The following is a 22,984-nucleotide window of genomic DNA, read 5'->3' as shown; positions in this document are numbered from 1 at the left end:
CGACATGCTCGATTCCAAACTGTTACGTAGCAACCTTCAGGACGTAGCGGACCGCTTGGCATCCCGTGGCTTTGCCTTGGATGTTGCGCGCATCGAAGCGCTGGAAGAACAGCGCAAGACCGTCCAGACCCGCACCGAAGCACTGCAGGCTGAGCGCAATGCACGTTCCAAATCCATCGGTCAGGCCAAGCGGCGCGGTGAAGACATTGCGCCGCTGATGGCAGACGTCGAGCGTATGGGCACTGAGCTGTCCGACGGCAAAGTCGAGCTGGAAGGCATTCAGAGCGAGCTGGACTCGATCCTGCTGGGCATCCCCAACCTGCCGCACGAATCGGTGCCGATTGGCGAAGACGAAGACGGCAACGTCGAGGTGCGCCGCTGGGGCACGCCCAAGGTCTTTGATTTCGAGATCAAGGACCACGTTGCACTCGGCGAGCTGACCGGTGGCCTGGATTTTGAAACCGCCGCCAAAATGTCCGGCGCACGCTTTGCCTTGCTGCGCGGCCCGATCGCGCGCATGCACCGCGCCCTGGCGCAGTTCATGATCAACCTGCACACCGCCGAGCACGGCTACGAAGAGGCCTACACCCCGTACCTGGTGCAGGCGCCGGCGCTGATGGGCACCAGCCAGCTGCCGAAATTCGAAGAAGACCTGTTCAAGATCAGCCGCGACGGCGAAGCCGACCTGTACCTGATCCCGACGGCCGAAGTGTCGCTGACCAACATCGTCGCCGGCGAGATCCTCGACGCCAAGCAGCTGCCGATCAAGTTCGTGGCTCACAGCCCGTGCTTTCGTAGTGAAGCCGGTGCTTCGGGGCGCGATACCCGCGGCATGATCCGCCAGCACCAGTTCGACAAAGTCGAGATGGTGCAAGTGGTCGAGCCGTCGACCTCGATGGAAGCCCTGGAAGGCCTGACCGCCAACGCCGAGCGCGTGCTGCAACTGCTGGAGCTGCCGTACCGCGTCTTGGCGCTGTGCACCGGCGACATGGGGTTCAGTGCTGTGAAGACCTACGACCTCGAAGTGTGGGTGCCGAGCCAGGACAAATACCGCGAGATTTCGTCGTGCTCCAACTGCGGTGATTTCCAGGCCCGTCGCATGCAGGCGCGTTTCCGCAACCCGGAAACCGGCAAGCCGGAGCTGGTGCACACCCTCAACGGTTCGGGTCTGGCCGTCGGCCGTACGCTCGTAGCCGTGTTGGAAAACTACCAGCAGGCTGACGGTTCGATTCGTGTGCCTGAAGTGCTCAAGCCTTACATGGCGGGCGTTGAGGTCATCGACTAAATGGAATTTCTGCCGCTGTTTCATAACCTGCGCGGCAGTCGTGTGTTGGTCGTCGGTGGCGGGGAGATTGCCTTGCGCAAATCCCGGCTGCTGGCCGACGCCGGTGCGTTGTTGCGGGTGGTTGCTCCCCAGATCGAAGACCAGTTGCGTGAACTGGTACTGGGCAGTGGCGGGGAACTGATTTTGCGCGGTTATCAGGAGCCCGACCTCGACGGTTGCACCCTGATCATCGCCGCGACCGACGACGAGCCGCTGAACGCGCAAGTATCCAGTGATGCCAAGCGTCGCTGCGTGCCGGTCAACGTGGTGGACGCGCCAGCCTTGTGCAGCGTGATCTTCCCGGCGATTGTCGACCGTTCGCCCTTGGTGATTGCAGTGTCCAGTGGCGGCGATGCGCCGGTGCTGGCACGCCTGATCCGCGCCAAGCTGGAAACCTGGATTCCGTCCACCTATGGCCAATTGGCCGGGTTGGCGGCGCGTTTTCGTGCCCAGGTCAAAGGTTTGTATCCGGATGTGCAGCAGCGTCGCGCGTTCTGGGAAGAAGTTTTCCAGGGCCCGATTGCCGACCGCCAGTTGGCCGGGCAGGGCGATGAAGCCGAGCGCCTGCTGATCGAAAAGGTCAACGGGAAACCGCCGCATGCGCCAGGCGAAGTTTACCTGGTGGGCGCAGGCCCGGGTGATCCGGACCTGCTGACCTTCCGCGCCTTGCGCCTGATGCAGCAAGCCGACGTGGTGCTGTACGACCGCTTGGTGGCGCCGGCCATTCTTGAACTGTGCCGTCGCGATGCCGAACGTGTTTACGTCGGCAAGCGTCGCGCCGACCACGCCGTGCCGCAGGACCAGATCAACCAGCAATTGGTGGACTTGGCCAAGCAAGGCAAGCGTGTGCTGCGTCTCAAGGGTGGCGATCCGTTCATCTTTGGCCGTGGTGGCGAAGAGATCGAGGAGTTGGCGGCCCACGGCATTCCGTTTCAGGTGGTGCCGGGTATCACGGCAGCCAGTGGTTGCGCGGCGTATGCGGGGATTCCGCTGACCCATCGCGACTATGCGCAGTCGGTGCGGTTTATCACCGGGCATTTGAAAAACGGCACCTCGGACCTGCCTTGGCATGACCTCGTTGGCCCCTCGCAAACCTTGGTGTTTTACATGGGCTTGATCGGCTTGCCGATCATCTGCGAGCAGCTGATCAAGCATGGGCGCTCGGCGGATACGCCGGCGGCGTTGATCCAGCAGGGCACCACCTCCAACCAGCGTGTCTTCACCGGCACCCTGGCGGATTTGCCGCGCATGGTGGCGGAGCATGAAGTGCATGCGCCAACACTGGTGATCGTTGGTGAAGTGGTGGTGTTGCGCGAAAAGCTGAAGTGGTTCGAAGGCGCACAATCCCAGGTCTGACACCGCCCTTGGAGTGCGTGATTTGAGTGTGGCGAGCGGGCTTGCCCCGCGTTGGGCTGCGCAGCAGCCCTAAAGCCAACACCGCGGTTTGCTTGGCAGAACGCGGTGTTTTTACTGGGGCTGCTGCGCAGCCCAACGCGGGGCAAGCCCGCTCGCCACGAAAGCCCAATCGCTACCGGAAGAGGCGGTGTCAGTTCCAGACGGCCTTACCGCTCAGCCGCTCGCGATCATGCCCGGCATCAAAACTCTGCAACGGCCCTTTCGGCACAATCCCCGTCGGATTGATGGTGCGATGGCTCGCGTAGTAATGCCCCTTGATATGCGCAAAATCCACCGTCTCGGCCACGCCTGGCCACTGATACATCTCCCTTAGCCAGTTCGACAAATTCGGATAATCGGCAATCCGCCGCAGGTTGCATTTGAAGTGGCTGTAATACACCGCATCAAAGCGAATCAGCGTGGTGAACAGCCGCACATCGGCTTCGGTCAGGTATTCGCCGGCCAAGTAGCGGTGCTTACCCAAGTGCTGCTCCAGGTGGTCCAGTTCGGCAAACACATCGTCAAACGCGCTTTCATAAGCCTTTTGCGAGGTGGCGAAGCCTGCGCGGTACACGCCGTTGTTCACCGCGGGATAGATGCGCTCGTTCAGCGCGTCAATCGTCTGGCGAAGCCCCTCGGGATAGAAGTCCAGCGTGTTGCCGGTCAGGTGGTTGAACGCGCTGTTGAACATGCGGATGATCTCCGCCGACTCATTACTGACGATGCGCTTGAGCTGCTTGTCCCACAGCACCGGCACGGTCACGCGGCCAGTGTAGTCGGCGGTGTCGGCGGTGTAGCGCTGATGCATGTAGGCAAAATCGTCGAGCTTGTCGCCGGTAGAGCCGTGGGCCTTGTCGAAGGTCCAGCCGTTTTCCAGCATCAACCAACTGACCACGGACACCTCGATCAGGCTTTCCAGGCCCTTGAGCTTGCGCAGGATCAGCGTGCGATGCGCCCAGGGGCAGGCGAGAGAAACATACAGGTGGTAGCGACCGGCTTCGGCCTTGAAGCCACCTTCGCCACTCGGGCCGGGCTCACCGTCGGCGGTCACCCAATTGCGGCGCTGTGCTTGCTCGCGCTGGAAAGCGCCGTCTGCGCTACTTTCGTACCACTGGTCTTTCCAGTGTCCTTCGATCAGCAAACCCATGACTGGCTCCTCGGCTAATAAGCGTTGGAGGCCAGTGTAAAGGGATGAGTTCGAACTAAAAGCGCAAAGACTGCGGGGGAATGATCGATTAAATCGATTTGTCCCGCGCGTCCCAGTATTGCTGGGCCAATGCGAACGCCTGCTCTCGCGGATGGCCGATGCCGCGTAATGCCAGGGCCATGGTCGCGATCAGCGCCAGTTGCGGGTAACTGTCTTGAGCGTCACCCCGCCACACGGCTTTCAAGTGTTCAGGTTCCAGGCTGGCGGGTTTGACGTGGCGTTGGGCGGAGAGGGCGGGCCATTCTTCATCCCAGCTTTGGCCGCCGGTGGTGCCATACAGGTGACTGATGGTGTCCGGGTTGATCTCGACTTCGCCGCCATCGCCCTTGACCACGATTACATTGTCGCCAAGCAGGCCGCTGGCATCGCGGTGCACACCCTGGTAACCGGATGGAAAATGCTTTGCAGGCCGCAGCGCGCATTCAGCGGGTTGAGCAGGCGCGCCAGCGAGTGGATCGGCGAGCGCAGGCCCAAGGTGTTGCGCAGGTCGATCATGCGTTGCAGTTGTGGTGCCCAGTCGCCCAGGGGGATAAACGCGAGGTTGCCGTGTTCGAGCGCCGTTTCGACCTGCTGCCAGTTACGGCACAACGGGATCTGTAAACCTTCCAGCAATTGCTCGGTGTACAACCGGCCGGCGGTGTGCGCACCGCCGCCGTGCATAAGAATGCGCACTCCGTTTTGCGCCAGGCACTTGGCTGCCAGCAAATACCACGGCAGGTGGCGTTTTTTACCGGCGTAGGTTGGCCAGTCGACATCCACCTTCAGCGCCGGCGCGCTCAGGCGTTCGCGCACGGCTTGGGTGAAACCTGCGAGCTCTTCCGGGCTTTCTTCCTTGTGGCGCAGCAACATCAGGAAGGCGCCGAGCTGGGTGTCCTCGACCTTCTCGTCGAGCAGCATGCCCATGGCTTCGCGGGCTTCCTCACGGGTGAGGTTGCGCGCGCCGCGCTTACCTTTGCCCAGGATGCGCACGAACTGCGCAAACGGGTGCTCGGCAGGGGTTTCAAAGGTCAGCGGGGCAAAGTCGGTCATAAGCAATTCGTCGGCCTGGGCAGGCCCGCCAACTTGGCGGCGAGTTTGGCGGGAGTGCCGTTGAACAGTGTGTTGAGGTGCAGGCTGTTGCCCTTTTCCGGTCCCAGCTTCAAGGCGGTGTACTTGATCAGTGGGCGCGTGGCCGGGGACAGCTGGAACTCTTCATAGAACCCGCGCAGCAGTTCGAGGATTTCCCAATGGGCGGCGGTCAATTCCAGGGGCTCGGCGGCGGCCAGCGCGTTGGCGACCTCTGCAGACCAGTCATTGAGGTCGACGAGGTAGCCGTCCTTGTCCAATTCGAGGGTGCGTTCGCCTACGGTCAGGGTGTTCATAGCCAGCTGTTGACCTTGTCGTAGTCGATGGACAGCTGCACAAAACCCGGGTAGTCCACGCTGTCGGCCCAGTCCGGTAGCGGCAGGTTGCGCGCCTGCATGTCTTCGGCCAGTACAAAAACCTTCACGCCTCTGGTTTGCAGCGCCGCGTTGTGCAGGCCGTAGGCGCCGTCGCCGCACAGCAGAATCGCGTCCGCACTGCCGCACACGCGCAGGCAACTGGCGAGGCGGCTATCGGTAAACGGTGAATGAGACACCACATGTAAAGTCGACATCAGAGGGTAATCACCTGGTCGTAACGGTCAATCAAGTTGCAAATAGCGTCGTTGCTCAGTGCCTGGGCGCTGGCAGGGGCTGTGAGCCCGCGTTCGGCCAGGCTGTGGCCGCAGGCGAACACGTCATCAATGCCAAACAGGCCCAACGCCTGCAGGTTGGCGCTCAAATCCTTTTGCTGCACGGCGTTGGCGTTTTGCTGCGGCGCCAGTTGAAACACGCCGTCGTCCATAAACAGCAGGCCGATCGGCAAGTCGAACGCACCGCCGGCCAGCACAATATCCAGGGCTTCGCGCGCGCTTGGCCCGGACCACGGCGCCTGGCGGCTGATTACCAATAAGGATCTGGACATGTCACGGCCCTCCAAAACAAATCAGGCGGTCGGCGGCCTGGGCGGCATCGTGCAATTGCCCAAGGCCCGACAAGGCCCACGGCGCATCCAGGTTCACCGCGCTGCGTTGATAGCGCGTGGCTTCTTCGCTATTGAGCACGCCACGGCGCAAGGCGGCGGCAATGCATACCACGCCGTCCAGCTGGTGCGCGCTGACAAATTCGCGCCATTGCCGGGCAATATCTTGCTCATCCTGGGGCGCGACGATGTTGCTGGAGGCGCTGTACACGCCGTCCTGATAAAAAAACAGCCGCACTATTTCATGCCCACCGGCAATCGCCGCTTGGGCAAACAGCAAGGCGCGGCGCGAGGAGGGCGCGTGGGCGGCGGAAAACAGCGCAATTGCGAACTTCATGGAACACTCTGCAAGCAAACGTGGGCCAATGATAAAGCCGCCGCGTCGAAAAAGCCCGCCGTGATCAAAACGGTCACCCTCGCTGATCGTTCTGACGATTGCCGGTAGGATCAAGCCTGCCTACGCTGTGGGCATTCGAAACCGAAATGGAGTCTCCATGTCAGGTCCCTTGGCGTCCCTCAAAGTGCTGGATTTTTCCACCTTGCTACCTGGCCCGTTCGCATCCTTGATGCTCGCGGACATGGGCGCCGAGGTGCTGCGGATCGAATCGCCTACGCGCGTGGATCTGTTGCGCGTCCTGCCACCGCATGATCAAGGCACATCGGCCAGCCACGCCTACCTCAATCGCAATAAGCGCAGCCTGGCGCTGGACCTCAAGCAGGCTGAGGCGCTGGAGATCGTGCGTGGGCTGGTCAAGGACTACGACATCGTTCTTGAGCAGTTTCGCCCCGGCGTAATGGAGCGTTTGGGATTGGGTTATGCGGCGCTCAAGGCGATCAACCCCAGGTTGATCTACGTATCGATCACCGGCTATGGCCAGACTGGCCCCTATAAGGACCGCGCCGGGCACGATATCAATTACCTGGCGCTGGCCGGCATTGCCAGCCACACCGGGCGCCAGGACAGCGGGCCACTGCCGCTGGGCGTGCAATTGGCGGATGTGGCCGGTGGTTCGCTGCACGCGGTGGTCGGGTTGCTGGCGGCGGTGATAGCGCGTCAGCACAGCGGCGTTGGCCAACACCTGGATGTGAGCATGACGGACTGTTCGTTCAGCCTGAACGCCATGGCCGGCGCGGGTTACCTGGCCTGTGGGGTCGAGCCGGAGTGGGAGACTCAGGTACTCAACGGCGGCAGCTTTTATGATTACTACCGCACGCGCGACGGGCGCTGGATGTCGGTCGGCAGCCTGGAGCCTGCGTTTATGCAGCAACTGTGCGCGGCGCTGGGGCGGCCGGAGTTGGCGGCGCAGGGCCTGTCGCCCAGGCCGGAACAGCAAAAAGCCCTGAAGCTGGCGCTGCAGGTCGAGTTTGAAAAGCGCAGCTTTGAGCAGTTGTGCGAGCTGTTTGCCGGGGTGGATGCGTGTGTTGAGCCTGTATTGAGTTTAAGTGAAGCGGTGGAGCACCCGCAGTTGAAGGCGCGGACGCTGATCAGCCAAGTGCCACGCGGCGATGGTTCGACGCAGGCGCAAATCGCATGCCCGTTGAAATTTTCAGAGGGGTTGCCAGAGCCTCGGCATATTGGGGCGGCGGTGGGGGCGCATACGGATGAAGTGTTGGAAGAGCTGGGGCTCAGTGCGCAACGAATTGCAGAATTGCGGCTGGCCAAAGTGATTGGTTAACTGTTCGGCCGCTATCGCAGGCAAGCCAGCTCCCACATTTGATCGGCAGCACGCTCAAAAATGTGGGAGGGGGCTTGCTCCCGAAGAGGCCCTTACTCCACCCGGGTTTCCCCGGTGTACACCAAGGTATGCCGGCAACGCCTGCACAAGTACCGTCGCCCCTGGTTCACCAACCCATGGCGCTGGGCTGAAAACGGGAAATCACTGTCGGCACACGGGCAGCGATAGATGTAACGCGTGACTTGCCGACGCTTGATTGCATAGGTGTGGCAGCGATCCGGCGGCAGTTCGTATACCCCGCGCATGATCAATTGCCATTCCTCGCCATGGGGCTGGATGCGTTCGCCAAACAATTGATGGGCGATCAGGTGCGCAACCTCATGGGCCACGGTCTGCTTCAGGAAATGTTGGCTGTTTTCACGGTACAGCTGTGGGTTGAAGCGCAGCAGGTTCTCGTGCAAATGCGCGACACCGGCCTTCTGGCCCCGCAGCTTGAGGCTGACCTGGGGGCGTTTGAAGCTTCGTTTAAAAAAGGATTCGGCTTGCAGGAAACAATCTTCGACGCGGGTATTGAGTTGCTCGGGCATGCTGACCATCTCTCCAGAGGCGCCCAGTATGCCGCAAAAGCAGGTGTTTCCGAATCTGTCAGGCGCCGAATGGTCATGCATGATGCACAAAGCCACCTTGCGGTGGCTTCGCCTGCGGTGTCAGCCGCTCAGTTGGTGTAGATCGGGCCTACGCCCAAGCCCCAGACGATCACGGTGAACGCCATAATCGCCACCAGTACCACCAGACCCACCGCCAGCACCGAGCTGGAAAACAGGAACCCCTCGTCCGGGTCGATGCTCATGAACGTGGGCAGCCCCACATACAGCAGGTACACCGTGTAACAGATGGCGGCCGTGCCGACGACCATGCCCAGCCACATATGCGGATACAACGCCGCCAGCCCCCCGATAAACAGCGGGGTCGCGGTGTAGGTGGCAAATGCCACGCACCGCGCCATGCTGGGGCTGGCGTCGTAGGTGCGGGCCATCCAATGAATGAACGCGCCCATTACCGCCACGCCGCCGAGCATGGCCGCGTACGACATCAGGGTCATCCATAGGGCGCTTTCCTGGGTCAGCATCACCGGCGCGCGGCTGCCGATAACCCAGCCCACCCGGGTAGTGCCGATAAACGCCGAAACGGCGGGGATCGCCGCGAGAATCAGGGTGTGAGTCAGGTACATGTGGCCGATGCTTTCTTCCTTATCGCCACGAATTTCCCGCCATTCCTGGTCGGGATGGGTAAACAGCCCCACGACGTGATGGATCATGCCAGTCACTCCTGTCGTTATTACCATCGCCCCCCATCGGAGCGTCCACGGGCCAAAGGCCTCAAAGGTCCCGGATAGTTGTGCGACCTTACGTCGCAGTATAGGAAGTGATGACCGGAAAAACTGTAGGGCTTTAGAGCAAATTGCGCTGTAAAGAGTGGCGCTAATCGCGGTGAGGTCTGTCAGTAATGACTCGGTCCACTGTGAAGGTCGGCTTGCCTGCAATAGTGGTGGGCCAGCGAATTTTAATGGTTGTGTGACACCGCCATCGCAGGCAAGCCAGCTCCCACAATGGAACTCGGTCGGTCATGAAGGTAAAATGCCCGGCTTTTCGTCACACACCTCTAGCGGATCCAAGCGCCATGGGCACTCTTACGGTCAACCAGAACAAACTGCAAAAACGCCTGCGTCGCCTGGCCGGTGAAGCGGTCGCCGATTTCAACATGATCGAGGACGGCGACAAGGTCATGGTCTGCCTCTCCGGCGGCAAAGACAGTTACACCATGCTCGACGTGCTGCTGCACCTGCAAAAGGTCGCGCCAATCAAGTTCGAGATCGTCGCTGTCAACATGGACCAGAAACAGCCGGGCTTCCCCGAGCACGTATTGCCTGCCTACCTGAAAGCGCTGGGCATCGAGTACCACATCGTCGAAAAAGACACCTATTCGGTGGTCAAGGAGTTGATCCCCGAAGGCAAGACCACTTGCTCGCTGTGCTCGCGTCTGCGCCGTGGCACGCTCTACACCTTTGCCGATGAGATCGGCGCAACCAAGATGGCCCTCGGTCATCACCGTGATGACATCGTCGAGACGTTCTTCCTCAACATGTTTTTCAACGGCTCCCTCAAGGCCATGCCGCCCAAGCTGCGCGCCGATGACGGCCGCAACGTGGTGATCCGGCCGCTCGCGTATTGCAACGAGAAAGACATCCAGGCCTACTCCGACTTCAAGCAATTCCCGATCATCCCGTGCAACCTGTGCGGCTCCCAGGAAAACCTGCAGCGCCAGGTGGTCAAGGAAATGCTCGTGGACTGGGAGCGCAAGACCCCGGGCCGCACTGAAAGCATCTTCCGCAGCCTGCAGAATGTGATCCCCTCGCAGCTGGCCGACCGCAACCTGTTCGACTTCACCAGCCTGAAAATCGATGAGAGCGCCGCGTCGCGCTTCGTCAATGTTGTGAACCTCTAACAGGTTTCAACGCTCTGAAAGACGGCGCTTACGGGCGCCGTCTTCAATTCAATTGCCAGGAGAGGGCATGCGCGATTACAAGTGGCTGCACGAATATTGTCTGAACCGTTTTGGTTCAGCGGCCGAGTTGGAAGCCCACCTGCCTGTGCCCAAGACCCCGGCACAGTTGCGCAAAATCAGTGACGATCGCTACCTGTCCACCCTGGCGCTGCGGGTATTTCGCGCCGGGCTCAAGCACAGTGTGGTGGATGGCAAGTGGCCCGCGTTCGAGCAGGTGTTTTTCGGATTTGACCCGGAAAAGGTCGTGCTGATGGGCGCCGAACACCTGGAGCGCCTGATGCAGGACACGCGCATCATTCGTCACCTGGGCAAGCTCAAAAGCGTGCCGCGCAATGCGCAGATGATTTTGGACATTGAGCAGGAAAAGGGCAGCTTCGGCGCTTTTGTTGCCGACTGGCCGGTGACCGATATCGTCGGTCTGTGGAAGTACCTGAGCAAGCACGGCCACCAGTTGGGCGGGCTGTCGGCGCCGCGTTTTTTGCGCATGGTGGGCAAGGACACGTTTGTACCGAGCTATGACGTGGTGGCGGCGTTGAATGCGCAGAAGATCGTCGACAAAGTGCCGACCAGCCTGCGGGATTTGGCGACGGTGCAGGGTGCGTTCAACCAATGGCACGCCGAGAGCGGGCGGCCGATGTGTCAGTTGTCGATGATGTTGGCTTACACAGTGAATCATTGAGGCCGAGGTGAGGCTATCGCAGGCAAGCCAGCTCCCACATTTGATCGGCGGCGCGTTCAAAATGTGGGCGCTGGCTTGCCTGCGATAGCGGTCTTCAGGCCGGCTGCAAATCTGCCGCCAGCCGCCGATTCAACTGATGCCGCCAGCGCACATACAGCAATGCCGTGCAAAACAACGCCAGGCTCGCGAGCATTTCCAGCACCCCGAACCACTGGCGGTTCGGGTCATAGGCCGCCAGTGCGCCCTTGATGAAATACAAGTTCACCACAAAGCACATCCACGAATGCCCGCGTGCGCTGCCGAGCAACATGCCCGGCGCCAGCACCAGCAGCGGCACCAGTTCGATCAGCAGAATCACCCACGGGCGCGCGCCGTGCAGGTCGGCGACGAACAGGTAATACCCGCACAGCAACCCCACCAGCCCAAGAAACGCCAGCAGGCTGAGCACGCGTGCGACGTTGACCCGTGGTTCCAGCCACGCCTGGGGCGGCAGGGTCTTAGGCTTTCTGGCCACGGCCGTTCTCCAGCAACATGGCGGTGGTGGCCAGGCGCAGGCCGAGGGCGCGGCACAGGGTGATTTCGTGTTGGTCGAGCATGCGCTTGCCGTCGGGCCCCGAGTGATGGCTGGCGCCGTACGGCGTGCCGCCGCCCTGGGTGTCGAGCAGTGCTTGTTCGCTGTAGGGCAGGCCGGTGATCAACATGCCATGGTGCAGCAACGGCAGCAGCATCGACATCAGCGTGGTTTCCTGACCGCCGTGCAGGCTGGCGGTGGAGGTGAACACGCCGGCTGGCTTGCCGACGAGGGCACCGGTCAGCCACAGGTTGCTGGTGCCGTCGAGGAAATACTTGAGCGGCGCGGCCATGTTGCCAAAGCGGGTCGGGCTGCCGAGGGCCAGGCCTGAGCAGTTTTTCAGATCATCGAGGCTGGCATACAGCGCGCCTTCGTCGGGAATGCTCGGCGCCACCGCTTCACACTCGGTAGAAATCGCCGGCACGGTGCGCAATCTGGCTTCCATCCCGCCTTGCTCGATACCGCGGGCAATCTGCCGGGCCATTTCGCTCACCGAGCCATTGCGGCTGTAATACAACACCAGCACATACGGCGCGGTCACGGCAGCAGCTCCAGCAGGTTTTCCGGCGGGCGGCCAATGACGGCTTTATCGGCGGTTTCCAGGATCGGGCGTTCCATCAGCTTCGGGTGTTCGGCAATCGCGGCGATCAGTTGCGCCTCGCTGAGGCTGGCGTCGGCCAGGTTGAGGGCTTTGTATTCGTCTTCGCCGGTGCGCAGCAATTGGCGTGCGCTGATGCCCAGCTTGCCCAGCAGGGTCTTCAATTGCGCGGCGTTCAGCGGGGTTTCGAGGTAGCGCACGACGGTGGGTGTGAGGCCGCGGGCTTCCAGCAGTTCGAGCGCACCGCGGGATTTCGAGCAGCGCGGATTGTGATAAAGCGTCAGATCGGTCATGTGCGGGTCGCATCTTGCGTAAGGTGGCGAGTATTCTACCTGCGCAGCGTCCTGTCCTTAAACCGTAAGAGGCGATAGGTCGCAGCCAACGTTCATTTTTTTGCGAAGGATTACCCCATGACAAGGCGACTGATCGGTGCAGTGGCGATCATCACAACCCTGCTGCTCAGCGGCTGCGGTAACGACTACGGCGTTGACCAATACGGTAAGAAGGTCGCGTCAGAACGCTTGGACAAACAGTGGGTGGTGCTCAATTACTGGGCGGAATGGTGTGGCCCGTGCCGCACGGAGATCCCGGAACTCAATGCCTTGGCCGAGCAGCTCAAAGGGCAGAACGTTGGGGTTTTCGGGGTCAACTTTGACAATGTGCAGGGTGAAGAACTCAAGGCCGCCAGCGAGAAGCTGGGGATCAAGTTCACCGTACTGGCGCAGAACCCGGAAGAGATTTTCGATATCCCGCGCAGCGAGGCGCTGCCGGTGACCTACATCATTGATGACAAGGGCAAGGTGCGCGAGCAGTTGATGGGTGAGCAGACGGCGCAAGGCGTGCTCGCCAAACTCAAAGCCCTACGCGGTTAACTGTGTGGGAGCGGGCTTGCCTGCGATGCGGGCGACCCGGTATGCCTGTGATACCGAGTCGATGCTGTCTCAGGCAAGCCAGCTCCCACAGCAAAACCGGTGTGCAATGAAGTCGATCAGCCTTCTTCAAGCCACAGCCGAATAGGCTTGCCTTCGGCCGGCCAGAAACGCGTCTGCTCAATCGGCGAAATATCCCAACGCTCGACGCCTTGCAGGGCCTGGAAGAAGCGGTGCTCCTGCTCCATCAAGGCCTCGGCGCAGAGTTTGCGAGTGCTGCCGATCTTGCCGAAGTTCAGCTTGTCACCCTCAACGGTGTACGGCGCAAACCAGTGGTTGCAACCGCCATTGCCGTAGGCGCGACCATCGGCGCCAAGGGTGACGGTCAGGTGCGCGTAATCCATCAGCGGCCGTTCACCAATCCATTCCACCACGTAGCTGTGATCCTGCTTGAGCTTCACCGCATCGCCGGCGCAGCCGGTCAGGCCCATGCCGACGGCCGCGAGCAGCAGCAGGCCTTTCATTGCGCGGCCTGCTGGCATTTAGGGCAGCGGTGCTTGTCGCCTTCGCTGGCCCAGCCCAAGGCCTTGATGCGCGCGTTGGCGGCAGGTTGCAGCGGCTCTTTGGTCAGCTTGGTTTCTACCGCGAATTCAAATTCCAGCACGGTGTCGCAGCTGTCGCAGTTGACCTTCCAGGTATGAATTTCCAGCTCGCCGAATTTCGGCCCCTGGGCCATGGCGACCCATTGGCCTGCCGGGCGGATGGAGTAGCGCGCATCACCTTCGACGGTCAGGCGCATCGACAGGGTTTTACTGCCACGCAGGGTGACGATCAGCACGTCGCCGTGTTTGATCGAACCACCGTTGCCGGTGACTTGATAACGGCCCGGCACCAGGGCGCGGCATTCGATCAGGGTGTGTTGCGGGCTCAGCAAGCTGAAGCGGAAATCGTGTTCGGCCATGGATCCTCCAAATAGGCGCGGCATCCTATCACGGGTGCCGGCCTATCATGAGCCTGGTATGTGACCGCCGATCATCCTTCGACCAGGTTCTGCGGCTGGCCTTTGGCCCACGCGGCAATATTGCCCAACGTGGTGCTGGCGATGGCCGCCAGGGCCTCGCGGGTGAGAAATGCCTGGTGCGCGGTGATGATCACGGTGGGGAACGTCAGCAGGCGTGCGAGCACGTCGTCTTGCAGCGGCAGGTCGGAGCGGTCTTCGAAAAACAGCTGGGCCTCTTCTTCATACACATCCAGCCCCAGGTAGCCGAGTTGGCCGTCCTTGAGGGCTTCGATCAGCGCCGGCGTGTCCACCAGCCCGCCACGGCCGGTGTTGATCAGCATTGCGCCGCGCTGCATCTGCGCCAGGGAGCGGGCGTTGATCAGGTGTTTGCTGTCGGCGGTCAGCGGGCAATGCAGGCTGATGATCTGCGCGTGCGCCAGCAGCTCGGGCAGGCTCACGTAACGTGCGCCAAGGGCCTGCACCTGTGGGTTGGGGAAAGGGTCACAGGCCAGCAATTGGCAGCCGAAGCCGGCCATTATCTTGGCGAACGTGGCGCCGATCTGCCCGGTGCCGACCACGCCGACGGTCTTGCCCACCAAGTCGAAACCGGTCAGCCCGTGCAAGCTGAAATCGCCATCGCGGGTGCGGTTGTAGGCGCGATGCAGGCGGCGGTTAAGGGCGAGAATCAGCGCCACGGCATGCTCGGCCACCGCGTGGGGCGAGTAGGCCGGCACCCGCACGATGGTCAGGCCCAGGCGCTGGGCGGCGTGCAGGTCGACATGGTTGTAACCGGCCGAGCGCAGGGCAATCAGGCGCGTGCCGCCTGCGGCCAGTTGCTCCAGCACCGGGGCGCTGAGGTCGTCATTGATAAACGCGCAGACCACTTCGTGGTGTTCGGCCAGGGCCACGGTGTCGAGGTTGAGTCGCGCAGGCTGAAATTGCAGCTCAAGGCCGGCCGGCAGTGGTTCGCCAAGAAAACTGTCGCGGTCGTAGGTCTGGCTGCTGAAAAGAATGACGCGCATCAAAAAAGCTCCCTGCAAGTTGCGAGTTGCAAACGCAGACCCTTGAAGGCAGGAGCAAACCCGCGCCGCAAGCGCCCGCGCTTATAAAATAAACTCAGGCGCTGACGCGCGCCTCACTGGCCAGGCGGGCAATCGCCATGTCCAGTTCATCCAGGGCCGCCATGGCCTTGGCGTCGTCCTGCTTGAGCAAGGTCTCCGCGCGTTGGCAGGCGGCGCGCAATTGCGGCACGCCGCAGTAGCGGGTGGCGCCGTGCAGCCGGTGGACGCGCTCGATCAGGGCATTGTTGTCTTTGGCTTCGCGGGCGACGGTGATCGCCAGGCGGTCGGCTTCCAGAGAGGCCAGCAGCATGGCGAGCATGTCGGCGGCCAGATCGGCCTTGTTGGCCGCCAGACGCAGGCCTTCCTCATGGTCCAGAACCAGCAGTTTGACGCCTGTGCCCGAACTGTCGCTGGTGCGTTCCGGGCCTTGGTTGCGCAGGGCCAGGCCGGTCCACTTCAGCACCACTTGGGCCAGTTGGCGTTCGCTGATGGGTTTGGTCAGGTAGTCGTCCATGCCGCTTTGCAGCAGCGCGCGTTTTTCGTTGGCCATGGCGTGGGCGGTGAGGGCCACCACCGGCAACGGCGTGCCGTGGCGCTCGCTTTCCCATTGGCGGATAGCCTCGGTGCTTTGGCGGCCGTCCATGCCGGGCATTTGTACGTCCATCAGCACCAGGTCGAACGTTTCCTGTTTCACCGCGTCAATGGCGGCATAGCCGCTTTCTACCGCCTGCACCTTGGCGCCCATGTCTTCGAGCAGGGTTTGTACCAGCAGCAGGTTTGCCGGGTTGTCATCCACGCAGAGCACGCGCGGCGCGCGGCTGGACAGCGGCTCGCCGGGTTCGCTGCGCAAGGGGCGCGGGCTGATCAGGTCGGCCAGTGCGCGGCGCAATTTGCGCGTGCAGGCCGGTTTGGCCTGCAACTGGCTGTTGGGGTTGGGCACCGATTGATTGAACAGCATCTGTTCGGTGGTTGGGCACAGCACCAGCACTTTACAGCCCAGGTGTTCCAGGTCCCACAGATGCTGGTTGAGGCGTTCGGGCGGAATATCATTGGCCGTGACGCCGAGCACGGCAAGGTCGATGGCCTGCTCGGTCTGATGCGCGCTGGTGATGCCGTTGGTCAGGCTTTCCAGGGTGTTGAACGGTGTCACTTCCAGGCCGCAATCTTCCAGTTGGTGTTGCAGGGCCTGGCGCGCCAGCTCGTGGTTTTCCAGCACCGCCACGCGACGCCCCAGCAGTGGCGCGCTGGGCAGATCGTCGACGTCATCGCGGGTTTTCGGCAGGTTGAGGCTGATCCAGAATTCAGAGCCTTCGCCCGGCGTGCTGTCGACGCCGATCTCACCGCCCATCTGCTCGATCAGTCGTTTCGAGATCACCAGGCCCAAGCCGGTACCGCCCGGTTGCCGCGACAGGGAGTTGTCGGCCTGGCTGAACGCCTGGAACAGTGCGCGCACGTCCTGGTTGGACAGGCCGATGCCGGTGTCTTGCACGCTGATGCGCAGCTGTACGCTGTCCTCCTGCTCGTCCTCGACCATCGCGCGGGCAACGATAGTGCCTTCGCGGGTGAACTTGATCGCATTGCTGATCAGGTTGGTGAGGATCTGCTTGAGCCGCAATGGGTCGCCGACCAGCGCCAACGGGGTGTCGCGGTACACCAGGCTGACCAGTTCCAGCTGCTTGGCATGGGCGGCGGGCGCGAGGATGGTCAGGGTGTCTTGCAGCAAATCGCGCAGGTTGAACGGCACGCTGTCGAGCACCAGCTTGCCGGCCTCGATTTTCGAGAAGTCGAGAATTTCGTTGATGATGCCCAGCAGGTTGTCGGCGGACTTTTCGATGGTGCCCAGGTAATCCAGTTGGCGCGGCGACAGTTCGCTTTTTTGCAACAGGTGGGTAAAACCGAGAATGCCATTGAGCGGGGTGCGGATCTCGTGGCTCATATTGGCCAGGAACTCCGACTTGATACGGCTGGCCTCCAGGGCCTCTTTGCGCGCCAGGTCCAGCTCGATGTTCTGGATTTCAATGGTTTCCAGGTTTTGGCGCACGTCTTCGGTGGCCTGGTCGATGCTGTGTTGCAACTCTTCCTGGGCATTTTGCAGGGTTTCGGCCATGCGATTGATGCCCGAGGCCAGTTGGTCCAGTTCCTGGCTGCCCAGGGGTGGCAAGCGGGTTTCCAGGTTGCCGTCCTTGAGTTGGGCCACGGCCAGCTTGATCTGGCCAATCGGTGAGTTGATCGTGCGGCTGATCCGCAGCGCGAGCGCGGCGGTGCAGATCAGGCCGATGGCAATCAACAGCAAGCTGGCGAACAGGCTGCGGTAGCCACGCAGCAGCATGCCATTGTGCGACAGCTCTACCTCGACCCAACCCAGTAAACGGTCGGCTTCATCGGGGATCAGCTCGCCGGCGAGGTTGCGGTGGCGGCCAAATACCGGCAGCAGGTAGCGCGTGGCGTCATTGCCGGTGCGCTGCAGCAGGTGGGAGCTGTTACCGACGGGCGGCTGGTTGAGCATGGTCGGGCCGGCGTGCGCCAGGGGCGAGCGGTCTGGCGCCAGAAACGACACGGCACGCACGTCCGGTTGTTCCAGCGACTGGGTAGCGATGCGTTCCAGCAGGTCGGTGTTCTTGCTACTCAGGGCCGGGGCCACCAGCGGCGCCAATTGCTCGGCAATCATTTCGCCACGCTGCAGCAATTGGGTTTGCAACTCCGAGAGCTGCATCCAGGTGAAATAACCCCCCAACAACAGGGCCATCAGGCTGGTCGGTAATAAGGTCAGCAACAGTACGCGGCCTTTTATCCCCATTCTTCTAAGCACGCCACTCTCCTGCTACCACATTGTTTTCGATTATCTGCGCGGGCATCCGGCCCACGCCACTTGCGCAGTGTAGCCATTTGCGCGGCCTGGAATCTCGCAAATTAATGACATACCGCAATCTTCGGGCCATTGAGAGCCGGGCGGCGATTGCCTGGGGCAGTTTAATCTTGAATAATCAGCGATTGAGAATGACTTGCAGACGCTAATGACTCCCGCAGCTGGCTCACCCAGTATCCTGACGATCGAAGACGACCCTGTGCTGGGTGCTTATGTGCATGAGCATTTGGGCCGCTGTGGCTTCCAGGTGACTTGGTGCCAGAATGGCCAGCAAGGTCTGCAAATGGCCCGCGACCAGGCGTTCGACGTGGTGTTGATGGATATCCTGTTGCCCGGGATGGACGGGTTGTCGATCCTCACCCACCTGCGCCAGAGCCATGCGATCCCGGTGATCCTGATGTCGGCGCTGGGCGCAGAAGCCGACCGAATCAGTGGCTTTCGCCTCGGTGCGGATGACTATCTGCCCAAGCCATTCAGCATGATCGAGCTGCGGGTGCGCATTGAAGCCATCTTGCGCCGCGTGGCCCTGGACCGGCGCCCGCTGCCCACGCCTCTGGCGGTGCGCGACGACAGCCGCACGCTGCGCTTTGACGACGAGCTGTGCGACGTCTTCTATCAGGCACACTGGGCCGGGCTGACCCGCAGCGAATACCGTCTGCTGGAAACCCTGCACCGCAATGCTGACGAAGTGCTCAGCAAGGCCTTCCTCTATCAGCATGTGTTGCAGCGCGGTTATGCGCCCCACGACCGCAGTCTGGACATGCATGTCAGCCAGATTCGCCGCAAGCTCAAGGCCATCGGCTACAGCGAGTGTGAAGTGCGCACGGTGTGGGGCAAGGGTTACGTACTGAGCGGCCATGATGAAGGGCGTTGAGCGGTTGCCGGGCAAGCATTCGTTATTCTGGAAACTGGCCTGCCTGCTGATCGCGTTCTGTTTGCTGATGGTTTGGCTCAGTTGGTCCTGGGGCCGCTACATGGAAGAGCAGAATGCCTACGTGGCCGAGGAGTCGCGCGAGATTCTGCGGGGTTATGCCGCGGGCGCCGAACTGGCCTGGAGTACCCAGGGCAGGGCAGGCGTGGATGCCTGGTTAGCGCTTATGGCCAGGCGTGAGGCCACGTGGATCGGTGTGATCGGCAACGACTTGCAGTCTCTGAGCAGCACGCCACTGAGTGACAAGGAAAGCCAGCGCCTGACCTTTCTGCGCGGGTTGGAGTGGCCGGTCAGCCGGCATGTCAAAGGCCTGCCGTGGATGAAAATCCCGTTTCCGGTCGACCCAGGCGCGGGTTCGCTGGTGATTGAGCTGCCCCAACGTTTCATGCCGGGGCGCTACCAGCTGTTTTGGCGCGTGGTGACCAATGGCGTGATCCCCGGCCTGTTTACGCTGTTGCTGTGTATTGGGCTTTATCGGCTTTTGATCATGCCCCTCAATCAATTGCGTGAGCAGGCCAATGCCTGGCGCGCCGATCAATTGAATACGCGCATGTCGCGTGAGGCCACCAGCCGTCAGGACGAGCTGGGAGAACTGGGCCGGGCCTTTGACCATATGTCCGAGCGCTTGCAGGGCACGGTGGTGTTGCAGCAACAATTGTTGCGGGACATGTCCCACGAGCTGCGCACTCCGTTGAGCCGTTTGCGCGTGGCCTGCGACAGTGAACAGGATTTGACGCAGTTGCGTGAGCGCCTGGGCCGGGAAATCGATGCCATGCAGCGCCTGGTGGAGGACAGCCTGCAGCTGGCCTGGTTGGACAGCGAACGCACGCCGTTGCCCAATGAAGATATTCAACTTCCGGCCCTGTGGGACATGCTGAGGGAAAATGCCTGCTTTGAAAGTGATTGGCCGGCGTCGCGTTTACCCTGCCGGTTGCCCGCGGACTGCTGGGTACAGGGCAACCTGAACGCGCTGGCTCAGGCCTTGGAAAACATCCTGCGTAACGCCATTCGGCATTCTCCCCCGCATGGGCGGGTGCAGCTTGATGGCTGTCGAGACGCTGATTACTGGCATATCTGGCTCCAGGATCAGGGCGCCGGCATTGATGAGCGTGACCTGGAGCGTATTTTCGCGCCGTTCACACGCCTGGAAGGGTCACGGCCCGGTGATGGCGGTTTCGGCCTTGGCCTGAGCATCGCCCGTAATGCCGTGCAGCGTCAGGGCGGGCGTTTGTGGGCGGAAAATACCGGGCAAGGCCTGCGTGTGCATTTGCGTCTGCTGGCGCGTTAGCTTTTTCACGCGCGACGCTGTTTGCGCTTCTTCCACTGGTGCGCGACCCACCAACGCCAATAGCCCATGGTCAGGCAATAGGCCAGGGCCCCCAACACCAGCCCCACAACCACCGATCCCAACAGGAATGGCTGCCACAGCGTGCTCAACTGGCCGCTGATCCACTCCCAGGTGAGGTTGTCCGGCAGGCTGCGCGGCGGCACGTTCATCAGCCAGGCACCGGTCAGGTAAGTGCAGATAAACACCACCGGCATGGTGATCGGGTTGGTCAGCCACACCAGGCTGACGGCGATAGGCATATTGCCGCGCACCACAATCGCCAGGATCGCGGCCAGCAACATCTGCAGCGGAATCGGGATGAATGCCGCGAACAGGCCCACCGCCATGGCACGCGCAACGGAGTGCCGGTTCAGGTGCCAGAGGTTGGGGTCATGCAGCAACGTGCCGAGAAATCGTAAAGACTTGTGTTCCCTGATACTCGTGGGATCGGGCATGTACCGTTTGAATAAGCGCCGGGGCATAAGGGGTCCAGGTCAGTTCGAGGGGCAAGTATGCCCGCATTCTATAAACAGAAAATTCAGACTTTGTGACAAAACATCATCGGCAGCGCTGGGCGAGCGACTAAGACTGAGTGGATCACTTGCAAGGGATGATTCATGAAAATCGGCATGTTTGCGCTCGGACTTGGTCTGCTTTCGTTGCGACTTTTACCCGCACTGCCGCCTACCGGATGGCTACTGGCCATGTGGGTGATTGCGTTGATGTTGTTGCCTTTTCGCACCTATCCGGTGGCCTTTTTCCTGTTCGGATTGGGCTGGGCGTGCCTGAGCGCGCAGTGGGCCTTGGACGACCGTCTGAAGCCGGCGCTGGATGGTCAGACGCGTTGGGTAGAAGGCCGCGTGACCGGGCTGCCGCAGCAGACAAGCACTGGCGTACGGTTTGAACTGACCGACAGCCGGTCACGCACAGCCCGCTTACCCAAGCGCATTCGGGTGTCCTGGCACGGTGGCCCGCCAGTAAAGAGTGGTGAGCGTTGGCGCCTGGCGATCACCTTGAAGCGGCCCGCGGGGCTGCTCAATTTTCACGGTTTTGACCACGAAGCCTGGCTGCTGGCCCAGCGCATCGGCGCCACGGGATCGGTCAAGGACGGCCAGCGCCTGGCGCCAGCCCGCAATGCCTGGCGCGATGCTGTCCGCCAACGCTTGGCGGCGGTGGACGCCCAAGGGCGCGAGGCGGGTTTGGCGGCGCTGGTATTGGGCGATGGCTCCGGGCTGGCTGCCGGGGACTGGCAGGTATTGCAGGACACCGGAACCGTGCACCTGCTGGTGATCTCCGGCCAGCACATCGGCTTGCTGGCGGGGTTGATCTACGGCCTGGTGGCCGGGCTTGCGCGCCAAGGCTGTTGGCCGCGAGCCTTGCCGTGGCTGCCATGGGCGTGTGGCCTGGCGTTTGCCGCCGCGCTGGGTTACGGCCTGTTGGCTGGGTTTGGTGTGCCGGTAGAACGGGCCTGTGTGATGGTCGGCCTGGTATTGCTGTGGCGTCTGCGTTTCCGGCATTTGGGGATCTGGTGGCCACTGTTGTTGGCGCTCGACGCCGTGCTGGTGCTGGAACCGTTGGCGAGTTTGCAGCCGGGGTTCTGGTTGTCGTTCGCGGCCGTCGCGGTGCTGGTACTGGCGTTCAGCGGGCGCCTGGGCCCATGGAGTCTGTGGCACGCATGGACGCGTCCACAGTGGTTGATTGCCATCGGTTTGTTTCCGCTCCTGCTGGTGCTTGGGTTGCCTGTAAGTCTGAGTGCGCCAGTGGCCAATCTGTTTGCCGTGCCATGGATCAGCCTGGTGGTATTGCCATTGGCCCTGCTGGGGACTGCGCTGCTGGCGATTCCGTTTGTGGGTGAAAGCTTGCTGTGGTTGGCCGGCGGCGCACTTGATGGGCTTTTCAGGGCCCTGACGCTGCTGGCGAGCCAGCAGCCGGCCTGGATACCGGCCGAGGTGCCCCTGGTGTATTGGTGTGTAAGCCTGGCGGGCGCGGTGTTGTTGCTGCTGCCCCAAGGCGTGCCGTTTCGGCTGCTGGGCTGGCCAATGCTGTTGCTGGCGGTCTTTCCACCCAGGCAGGCCGTGCCTTTTGGGCGGGTGGAAGTGGTGCAACTGGATGTCGGCCAGGGGCAGGCGCTGATCCTGCGCACGCGCCATCACACCTTGCTTTACGATGCGGGGCCGCGTTCCGGCGAATTTGATCTTGGCGCGCGCGTGGTGCTGCCCGCGTTGAAAAAACTCGGGGTCGAGACCTTGGACCTGCTGGTGATCAGCCATGCTCACGCGGATCACGCGGGCGGTGCGCCAGCCGTTGCCCAGGGGCTTGCAGTCCAGCGGGTGATCGGAGGAGAAACCCAAGGCTTGCCGGCATTGCTCGATACTCAACCCTGCGTCAGTGGCGAGCAGTGGCAGTGGGACGGTGTAGCGTTTGAACTGTGGCAGTGGCCTGGCGCCACTAGCAGCAACCCGAAATCCTGTGTGTTGGGTGTAAAGGCCAACGGCGAACGCCTGCTGTTGACCGGCGATATCGATCGCGCTGCCGAACGGGCTTTCCTCGCGTCCCCCCTGGCGGTACCAACCGATTGGCTACAGGCGCCGCATCATGGCAGTCGCAGCTCTTCATCCTGGCCCTTGCTGGAGCAGCTGGCGCCCCAATCGGTCCTGATCTCACGGGGGCGTGGCAACGCGTTCGGTCATCCGCACCCGCAGGTGCTGGCGCGTTATCAGGCGTTGGGCAGTCGCGTGTACGACAGCGCCGAGCAAGGCGCCGTGCGTGTGCAATTGGGCGCCTTTGAACCACCTGAAGTTGCGCGCAGTCAACGCCGCTTCTGGCGTGAAGCGTTACCGTAAATCAACCTCGCCCAAGACCCAGGCCCGCG

General features: G+C 61.8%; 24 protein-coding genes and 1 pseudogene. 9 read left to right on the top strand and 16 right to left on the bottom strand.

Annotated features, from left to right (window positions below; translation table 11 throughout):
* Positions 1–4 precede the first annotated feature (4 nt).
* Positions 5–1,285 (top strand): serine--tRNA ligase, encoded by a 1,281-nt coding sequence (serS, locus tag AB5I78_RS17245; protein WP_369303021.1) that lies wholly within the window; start codon positions 5–7, stop codon positions 1,283–1,285.
* A complete protein-coding gene (gene cysG, locus AB5I78_RS17240; RefSeq protein ID WP_119736257.1) occupies positions 1,286–2,680 on the top strand; it encodes a siroheme synthase CysG in 1,395 nt (464 codons plus the stop codon).
* A 190-nt stretch (positions 2,681–2,870) separates the two neighbouring features.
* On the opposite strand, the gene AB5I78_RS17235 is transcribed toward cysG, so the two are convergent.
* From AB5I78_RS17235 to tusD, 6 genes and pseudogenes are all read right to left on the bottom strand, one after another.
* Positions 2,871–3,866 (bottom strand): glutathione S-transferase family protein, encoded by a 996-nt coding sequence (locus tag AB5I78_RS17235; RefSeq protein ID WP_369303020.1) that lies wholly within the window; start codon positions 3,864–3,866, stop codon positions 2,871–2,873.
* Between the two features lie 88 nt (positions 3,867–3,954).
* A pseudogene (locus AB5I78_RS17230) lies at positions 3,955–4,955 on the bottom strand (glycosyl transferase family protein).
* Positions 4,952–5,287, bottom strand: coding sequence for a TusE/DsrC/DsvC family sulfur relay protein (locus AB5I78_RS17225; protein WP_145164721.1), 336 nt, complete (start codon positions 5,285–5,287; stop codon positions 4,952–4,954). The pseudogene AB5I78_RS17230 and the gene AB5I78_RS17225 overlap by 4 nt, the downstream one beginning before the upstream one ends.
* Positions 5,284–5,562, bottom strand: coding sequence for a sulfurtransferase complex subunit TusB (tusB, locus tag AB5I78_RS17220; RefSeq protein WP_145164723.1), 279 nt, complete (start codon positions 5,560–5,562; stop codon positions 5,284–5,286). Before tusB ends, AB5I78_RS17225 begins: the two co-directional genes overlap by 4 nt.
* On the bottom strand, positions 5,562–5,912 hold the full coding sequence (tusC, locus tag AB5I78_RS17215; protein WP_369303019.1) for a sulfurtransferase complex subunit TusC: 351 nt from the start codon (positions 5,910–5,912) through the stop codon (positions 5,562–5,564). Before tusC ends, tusB begins: the two co-directional genes overlap by 1 nt.
* 1 nt (position 5,913) lies before the next feature.
* A complete protein-coding gene (gene tusD, locus AB5I78_RS17210; protein ID WP_145164727.1) occupies positions 5,914–6,306 on the bottom strand; it encodes a sulfurtransferase complex subunit TusD in 393 nt (130 codons plus the stop codon).
* 157 nt (positions 6,307–6,463) lie between these two features.
* Between tusD and AB5I78_RS17205 the strand changes: the two genes are divergently transcribed.
* Complete coding sequence (locus AB5I78_RS17205; protein ID WP_369303018.1) at positions 6,464–7,645, top strand: CaiB/BaiF CoA transferase family protein; 1,182 nt, start codon at positions 6,464–6,466, stop codon at positions 7,643–7,645.
* Between the two features lie 92 nt (positions 7,646–7,737).
* On the opposite strand, the gene AB5I78_RS17200 is transcribed toward AB5I78_RS17205, so the two are convergent.
* Positions 7,738–8,232: a SprT family zinc-dependent metalloprotease gene (locus AB5I78_RS17200; RefSeq protein ID WP_064454959.1), complete on the bottom strand. Its 495-nt coding sequence runs from the start codon at positions 8,230–8,232 to the stop codon at positions 7,738–7,740.
* A gap of 128 nt (positions 8,233–8,360) precedes the next feature.
* Complete coding sequence (locus AB5I78_RS17195) at positions 8,361–8,963, bottom strand: Yip1 family protein (protein ID WP_106579846.1); 603 nt, start codon at positions 8,961–8,963, stop codon at positions 8,361–8,363.
* A gap of 362 nt (positions 8,964–9,325) precedes the next feature.
* Between AB5I78_RS17195 and ttcA the strand changes: the two genes are divergently transcribed.
* Positions 9,326–10,150: a tRNA 2-thiocytidine(32) synthetase TtcA gene (gene ttcA / locus AB5I78_RS17190; RefSeq protein WP_106579845.1), complete on the top strand. Its 825-nt coding sequence runs from the start codon at positions 9,326–9,328 to the stop codon at positions 10,148–10,150.
* 67 nt (positions 10,151–10,217) lie between these two features.
* Positions 10,218–10,889, top strand: coding sequence for a DNA-3-methyladenine glycosylase I (locus AB5I78_RS17185; RefSeq protein WP_119736245.1), 672 nt, complete (start codon positions 10,218–10,220; stop codon positions 10,887–10,889).
* A gap of 94 nt (positions 10,890–10,983) precedes the next feature.
* Here AB5I78_RS17185 and AB5I78_RS17180 read toward each other — a convergent pair whose 3' ends face one another.
* Genes AB5I78_RS17180 through arsC form a run of 3 tightly spaced genes read right to left on the bottom strand, consistent with a single transcriptional unit; the run spans position 10,984 to position 12,351 of the window.
* Positions 10,984–11,403: a DUF2069 domain-containing protein gene (locus tag AB5I78_RS17180; RefSeq protein WP_369303017.1), complete on the bottom strand. Its 420-nt coding sequence runs from the start codon at positions 11,401–11,403 to the stop codon at positions 10,984–10,986.
* Positions 11,387–12,001: an NAD(P)H:quinone oxidoreductase gene (gene wrbA / locus AB5I78_RS17175; RefSeq protein WP_106579842.1), complete on the bottom strand. Its 615-nt coding sequence runs from the start codon at positions 11,999–12,001 to the stop codon at positions 11,387–11,389. The genes AB5I78_RS17180 and wrbA overlap by 17 nt, the downstream gene beginning before the upstream one ends.
* Entirely contained in the window at positions 11,998–12,351 is a 354-nt protein-coding gene (gene arsC, locus AB5I78_RS17170) for an arsenate reductase (glutaredoxin) (RefSeq protein WP_145164734.1), read from the bottom strand. The genes wrbA and arsC overlap by 4 nt, the downstream gene beginning before the upstream one ends.
* A gap of 117 nt (positions 12,352–12,468) precedes the next feature.
* Between arsC and AB5I78_RS17165 the strand changes: the two genes are divergently transcribed.
* Entirely contained in the window at positions 12,469–12,930 is a 462-nt protein-coding gene (locus tag AB5I78_RS17165) for a TlpA disulfide reductase family protein (protein WP_369303016.1), read from the top strand.
* Positions 12,931–13,046: 116 nt separating this feature from the next.
* Here the strand turns inward: AB5I78_RS17165 and AB5I78_RS17160 are convergent, their stop codons facing one another.
* The 4 genes from AB5I78_RS17160 to AB5I78_RS17145 all read right to left on the bottom strand — a co-directional run bounded on the left by AB5I78_RS17160 (position 13,047) and on the right by AB5I78_RS17145 (position 17,797).
* Positions 13,047–13,451 carry an META domain-containing protein gene (locus tag AB5I78_RS17160; protein ID WP_145164738.1) on the bottom strand — a complete coding sequence of 135 codons (405 nt, stop codon included), beginning with the start codon at positions 13,449–13,451 and terminating at the stop codon, positions 13,047–13,049.
* On the bottom strand, positions 13,448–13,888 hold the full coding sequence (locus AB5I78_RS17155; protein ID WP_106579838.1) for a hypothetical protein: 441 nt from the start codon (positions 13,886–13,888) through the stop codon (positions 13,448–13,450). Before AB5I78_RS17155 ends, AB5I78_RS17160 begins: the two co-directional genes overlap by 4 nt.
* A gap of 71 nt (positions 13,889–13,959) precedes the next feature.
* Entirely contained in the window at positions 13,960–14,949 is a 990-nt protein-coding gene (locus AB5I78_RS17150; protein WP_369303015.1) for a 2-hydroxyacid dehydrogenase, read from the bottom strand.
* A gap of 94 nt (positions 14,950–15,043) precedes the next feature.
* Positions 15,044–17,797, bottom strand: coding sequence for a response regulator (locus AB5I78_RS17145; RefSeq protein WP_145164741.1), 2,754 nt, complete (start codon positions 17,795–17,797; stop codon positions 15,044–15,046).
* A 205-nt stretch (positions 17,798–18,002) separates the two neighbouring features.
* On the opposite strand from AB5I78_RS17145, the gene AB5I78_RS17140 reads away from it, so the two are divergent.
* Together AB5I78_RS17140 and AB5I78_RS17135 are read left to right on the top strand one after the other, a co-directional pair.
* Positions 18,003–18,728 (top strand): response regulator transcription factor, encoded by a 726-nt coding sequence (locus AB5I78_RS17140; RefSeq protein ID WP_262207334.1) that lies wholly within the window; start codon positions 18,003–18,005, stop codon positions 18,726–18,728.
* Positions 18,715–20,073: a histidine kinase sensor domain-containing protein gene (locus AB5I78_RS17135; protein WP_369303059.1), complete on the top strand. Its 1,359-nt coding sequence runs from the start codon at positions 18,715–18,717 to the stop codon at positions 20,071–20,073. Before AB5I78_RS17140 ends, AB5I78_RS17135 begins: the two co-directional genes overlap by 14 nt.
* A gap of 5 nt (positions 20,074–20,078) precedes the next feature.
* Here the strand turns inward: AB5I78_RS17135 and AB5I78_RS17130 are convergent, their stop codons facing one another.
* Positions 20,079–20,594, bottom strand: coding sequence for a DUF2062 domain-containing protein (locus tag AB5I78_RS17130; RefSeq protein ID WP_145164745.1), 516 nt, complete (start codon positions 20,592–20,594; stop codon positions 20,079–20,081).
* A 135-nt stretch (positions 20,595–20,729) separates the two neighbouring features.
* On the opposite strand from AB5I78_RS17130, the gene AB5I78_RS17125 reads away from it, so the two are divergent.
* Positions 20,730–22,955 carry a DNA internalization-related competence protein ComEC/Rec2 gene (locus AB5I78_RS17125; RefSeq protein ID WP_369303013.1) on the top strand — a complete coding sequence of 742 codons (2,226 nt, stop codon included), beginning with the start codon at positions 20,730–20,732 and terminating at the stop codon, positions 22,953–22,955.
* The last annotated feature ends 29 nt before the right edge of the window (positions 22,956–22,984 follow it).

It is taken from the genome of Pseudomonas sp. N2-3-1-14 (assembly GCF_041228395.1).
GTDB lineage: Bacteria > Pseudomonadota > Gammaproteobacteria > Pseudomonadales > Pseudomonadaceae > Aquipseudomonas.
The sequence above is the reverse complement of the archived record's forward strand: the minus strand, read 5'-3'. Positions and strand labels throughout refer to the sequence as shown.

What these genes read in the sequence shown, in the direction of transcription:
- serS (WP_369303021.1), top strand. Translation starts at nt 5, where the DNA reads ATGCTCGATTCCAAACTGTTACGTAGCAACCTTCAGGACGTAGCGGAC.
- cysG (WP_119736257.1), top strand. Translation starts at nt 1,286, where the DNA reads ATGGAATTTCTGCCGCTGTTTCATAACCTGCGCGGCAGTCGTGTGTTG.
- AB5I78_RS17235 (WP_369303020.1), bottom strand. Translation starts at nt 3,866, where the DNA reads ATGGGTTTGCTGATCGAAGGACACTGGAAAGACCAGTGGTACGAAAGT.
- AB5I78_RS17225 (WP_145164721.1), bottom strand. Translation starts at nt 5,287, where the DNA reads ATGAACACCCTGACCGTAGGCGAACGCACCCTCGAATTGGACAAGGAC.
- tusB (WP_145164723.1), bottom strand. Translation starts at nt 5,562, where the DNA reads ATGTCGACTTTACATGTGGTGTCTCATTCACCGTTTACCGATAGCCGC.
- tusC (WP_369303019.1), bottom strand. Translation starts at nt 5,912, where the DNA reads ATGTCCAGATCCTTATTGGTAATCAGCCGCCAGGCGCCGTGGTCCGGG.
- tusD (WP_145164727.1), bottom strand. Translation starts at nt 6,306, where the DNA reads ATGAAGTTCGCAATTGCGCTGTTTTCCGCCGCCCACGCGCCCTCCTCG.
- AB5I78_RS17205 (WP_369303018.1), top strand. Translation starts at nt 6,464, where the DNA reads ATGTCAGGTCCCTTGGCGTCCCTCAAAGTGCTGGATTTTTCCACCTTG.
- AB5I78_RS17200 (WP_064454959.1), bottom strand. Translation starts at nt 8,232, where the DNA reads ATGCCCGAGCAACTCAATACCCGCGTCGAAGATTGTTTCCTGCAAGCC.
- AB5I78_RS17195 (WP_106579846.1), bottom strand. Translation starts at nt 8,963, where the DNA reads ATGATCCATCACGTCGTGGGGCTGTTTACCCATCCCGACCAGGAATGG.
- ttcA (WP_106579845.1), top strand. Translation starts at nt 9,326, where the DNA reads ATGGGCACTCTTACGGTCAACCAGAACAAACTGCAAAAACGCCTGCGT.
- AB5I78_RS17185 (WP_119736245.1), top strand. Translation starts at nt 10,218, where the DNA reads ATGCGCGATTACAAGTGGCTGCACGAATATTGTCTGAACCGTTTTGGT.
- arsC (WP_145164734.1), bottom strand. Translation starts at nt 12,351, where the DNA reads ATGACCGATCTGACGCTTTATCACAATCCGCGCTGCTCGAAATCCCGC.
- AB5I78_RS17165 (WP_369303016.1), top strand. Translation starts at nt 12,469, where the DNA reads ATGACAAGGCGACTGATCGGTGCAGTGGCGATCATCACAACCCTGCTG.
- AB5I78_RS17160 (WP_145164738.1), bottom strand. Translation starts at nt 13,451, where the DNA reads ATGAAAGGCCTGCTGCTGCTCGCGGCCGTCGGCATGGGCCTGACCGGC.
- AB5I78_RS17155 (WP_106579838.1), bottom strand. Translation starts at nt 13,888, where the DNA reads ATGGCCGAACACGATTTCCGCTTCAGCTTGCTGAGCCCGCAACACACC.
- AB5I78_RS17150 (WP_369303015.1), bottom strand. Translation starts at nt 14,949, where the DNA reads ATGCGCGTCATTCTTTTCAGCAGCCAGACCTACGACCGCGACAGTTTT.
- AB5I78_RS17140 (WP_262207334.1), top strand. Translation starts at nt 18,003, where the DNA reads ATGACTCCCGCAGCTGGCTCACCCAGTATCCTGACGATCGAAGACGAC.
- AB5I78_RS17135 (WP_369303059.1), top strand. Translation starts at nt 18,715, where the DNA reads ATGAAGGGCGTTGAGCGGTTGCCGGGCAAGCATTCGTTATTCTGGAAA.
- AB5I78_RS17130 (WP_145164745.1), bottom strand. Translation starts at nt 20,594, where the DNA reads ATGCCCCGGCGCTTATTCAAACGGTACATGCCCGATCCCACGAGTATC.
- AB5I78_RS17125 (WP_369303013.1), top strand. Translation starts at nt 20,730, where the DNA reads ATGAAAATCGGCATGTTTGCGCTCGGACTTGGTCTGCTTTCGTTGCGA.